Below are 209 nucleotides of genomic sequence, written 5' to 3'. Positions count from 1 at the left end.
CCATCGGCGCTATTGTGTTTCACTTCTGAGTTCGGCATGGAATCAGGTGGGTCCACAATGCTATGGTCGCCAAGCAAATTTTAAAATTCGGAAAACTGATTTAAAAGTATTTCTCTTCAAACGCATTCAAGGTCTGTCTTTCTATTGAGTCCACAAAACCCCTTGGGTGTTGTATGGTTAAGCCTCACGGGCAATTAGTACAGGTTAGC

Annotated in this window: 1 rRNA gene; it reads right to left on the bottom strand. The window is 43.1% G+C overall.

What is annotated here, in order from left to right:
* Positions 1 to 74, bottom strand: a 5S ribosomal RNA gene (gene rrf, locus IQO02_RS20005); the annotation flags it as partial.
* Positions 75 to 209: the final 135 nt, after the last annotated feature.

Source organism: Vibrio sp. OPT24 (assembly GCF_015163545.1).
In the GTDB taxonomy this organism is placed as follows: Bacteria; Pseudomonadota; Gammaproteobacteria; order Enterobacterales; family Vibrionaceae; genus Vibrio; species Vibrio cyclitrophicus.
This window is presented reverse-complemented; position numbering and strand designations above follow the sequence as displayed.